Raw genomic sequence first — 2,607 nt, 5'->3', positions numbered from 1 at the left:
ACCCGCTGGTGGACACGGCGGCTCCCGGCGCCCCGGACGTGCACGAGCTGTTCCTCGCCAACTTCTTCGCCCAGACCAAGGCCCTCGCCTTCGGCAAGACGGCCGACGAGGTCCGTGCGGAGGGCACCGCGGAGGACCTCGTCCCGGCCAAGGTCTTCGGCGGCAACCGTCCCACCACGTCGATCATGGCCCCGGCGCTCACCCCGTCGGTGCTGGGCCAGCTCATCGCGCTGTACGAGCACATCACCTTCGTCCAGGGCATCGTCTGGGGGATCGACTCCTTCGACCAGTGGGGCGTCGAGCTGGGCAAGAAGCTCGCCATGGAGATCGCGCCGGCCGTCGCCGGGGACACCGTGGCCCTCGAGGCCCAGGACCCGTCGACGCAGGGCCTCATCGGCTACTACCTGGCGCACCGCGCCCGGGGGTGACCGCTTGCGGGTGGGCGGGCCCGCGGGAGGGGTGGGCCACGGGCGAGGAGTGAGCCACCGGAGAGGTCGGCCGCACGGCGGGTCGGCCGGCGGCGCGGGGACCTCGACATCCCGGCGTCACACGGGGCCGCTAGCCTCGGCGCCGTGAGACCACGGATCGTGTGCCCCAGCGCCGACGGCGGCCTGGCCCGGCTGTTCGCCGAGCCTGCACTGCGCGACCGCCTCGCCGCGCTCGGCGAGGTGGTCATCGCCGACGACGTGCCGGACGAGGCGACGCTCGTCGAGCGGGTGGCGCGGGCCGACGTCGTGCTGCTCACCACCCACCTGCCCGACGACGCGCTGCGCGCCGGGGCTGGGCGCCTACGGCTCGTGGCCTTCAGCGGGACGGGCGCGGAGTCGTACGTGTCGCTGCCCCTGGCGCGGGAGCTCGGCGTCACGGTGACCAACGTCGTGCGGTACGGCGACCAGGCCGTGGCCGAGCTGACCCTGGGCCTGCTGCTCGCGGCGGCGCGCGACCTGCCCGCTGCGGACCGTGCGGTGCGCGCCGGGCGATGGACCGGGTGGCTGGGGCGCGAGCTCGCCGGCTCGACGGCCGCCGTGGTGGGTTTCGGCGGCATCGGCCGCGCCGTGGCGCGGATGCTCGACGCGCTCGGGATGCGGGTGCTGGTCTGGGACCGCACGGTGGACCCGGCGGCGCTGGCGGCGGTGCACGGCACCCCCTGCACCCTGCGCGAGGCGTTCGGGGCCGACGTCGTGTCGTTGCACCTGCCGCTCTGTGCGGAGACCCGGGGCATCGTCACCCCGGAGCTTCTCGACCTCCTGCCCGCAGGATCGATCCTGGTGAACTCGGCACGGGGCGAGCTGGTCGAGCCGGGCGCCCTCGCGCGGCGGCTGGCCCGCGGCGACGTGCGTGCCGCCCTGGACGTCTTCGACCCCGAGCCGCTCGCGGCGGACGACCCGCTGCTCTCGGTGCCGGGCACGGTGCTCAGTCCGCACCTCGGTTTCCGTACGCCGCAGGCGCTCGGGCGGATGGCCGCGGGGGCGGTGGCCTGCGTCGAGGCCTACCTGGACGGCGCGCCGGTCAACGTCGTGACCTGACGTGACGTGACGTGACGTGACGTGACCTGACCTGACCTGACCTGACCTGACGTGGCGTGACGCCGGTGGTGGTGCGGCGGGGCGGCTGCGGGTCCCCGTGCTGCTGCCCGTCCGGGTGTGGCGCGGCGGGGGAGCCCTCGCGCGGATCGCTGCCTACGCTGGTCGGGTGGACGCCACGACGACCAAGGTGCGGGTGGACGCCTGGACGTGGGGCGTGCGTCTCTTCTCCACGCGGACGGCCGCCGCGACGGCGTGCCGCGCCGGTCACGTGCGCGTCAACGGCGATCGCGCGAAGCCCGCGACCACGGTGGGGATCGGCGACGAGGTCCGGGTCCGCCTGGCGGGGGTCGAGCGCATCGTCAGGGTGCAGCGGCTGCTGGTCAAGCGGGTGTCGGCTCCCCTCGCGGCCGAGGCGATGACCGACCTCACGCCACCGCCACCGCCGCGCGAGGAGGTCCCCGCGGTCGTCGCCGCGCGGGACAGGGGGGCGGGACGCCCGACCAAACGTGAGCGCCGCGAGATCGACCGCTGGCGCGGACGCGAGCCGATCTCCTGACGATCGCCGCGTAGCGGTGCCGCCCGAAGGGCCCGGCCTGTCCCCGAACGTCCGTGTTCCCGGCGTCCGCACCTGTCCTGCACGCAACCACTACATTGAGCAACCATATGGTTGAATAAGCGCATGATCGCACGTGAGGGCGTCGTCGGGCCACCGCCCGAGACCCTCAACCCTGTGTTCCGTGCGCTGGCGGACCCGACGCGACGCGCGATCCTCGCCCGCCTCGCCCGGTGCGACGCGACGGTGGGCGAGCTCGCCGAGCCGTTTCCCATGACGCTCCAGGCGGTGTCCCGGCACCTGGCTGTCCTCGAGCGCGCTGGGCTGGTGGTGCGTGGCCGCGAGGCGCAGTGGCGGACGAGCAGCCTGGACCCGCGGCCGCTGCGGGATGCGGCGGCGTGGCTCGACGGGTTCCGATCGTTCTGGGACCTGGACACGCCGCGCGGCTGACGGCTCCGGCTCTGACGGGTCCGGCTCCGACGCGACCGGCTCTGACGGGTCCGGCTCCGACGCGACCGGCTCTGACGG

Annotated in this window: 4 protein-coding genes; all 4 read left to right on the top strand. The window is 74.8% G+C overall.

All coding sequences use genetic code 11. From position 1 onward, the window contains the following. A partial coding sequence (locus tag PKY62_RS09060) for a phosphoglucose isomerase-related protein (RefSeq protein ID WP_502875823.1) occupies positions 1-428 on the top strand: 428 nt, incomplete at its 5' end. A 144-nt stretch (positions 429-572) separates the two neighbouring features. Continuing rightward, positions 573-1,526 carry an NAD(P)-dependent oxidoreductase gene (locus PKY62_RS09055; protein ID WP_324536383.1) on the top strand — a complete coding sequence of 318 codons (954 nt, stop codon included), beginning with the start codon at positions 573-575 and terminating at the stop codon, positions 1,524-1,526. A gap of 166 nt (positions 1,527-1,692) precedes the next feature. After that, positions 1,693-2,082, top strand: a complete 390-nt coding sequence (locus PKY62_RS09050) for an RNA-binding S4 domain-containing protein (protein WP_324536382.1) — start codon at positions 1,693-1,695, stop codon at positions 2,080-2,082. A gap of 123 nt (positions 2,083-2,205) precedes the next feature. Then, positions 2,206-2,529 (top strand): ArsR/SmtB family transcription factor, encoded by a 324-nt coding sequence (locus PKY62_RS09045; RefSeq protein WP_324536381.1) that lies wholly within the window; start codon positions 2,206-2,208, stop codon positions 2,527-2,529. Positions 2,530-2,607 lie beyond the last annotated feature (78 nt).

This window comes from Actinotalea sp. (genome assembly GCF_035443605.1).
Classification (GTDB): domain Bacteria; phylum Actinomycetota; class Actinomycetes; order Actinomycetales; family Cellulomonadaceae; genus Actinotalea.
Note: the sequence above shows the minus strand (reverse complement) of the source record. Positions and strands in the feature narration are given on the sequence as shown.

Bases quoted from the DNA above. Each gene is read 5' to 3' on its own strand.
- PKY62_RS09045 (WP_324536381.1), top strand. From the start codon at position 2,206: ATGATCGCACGTGAGGGCGTCGTCGGGCCACCGCCCGAGACCCTCAAC.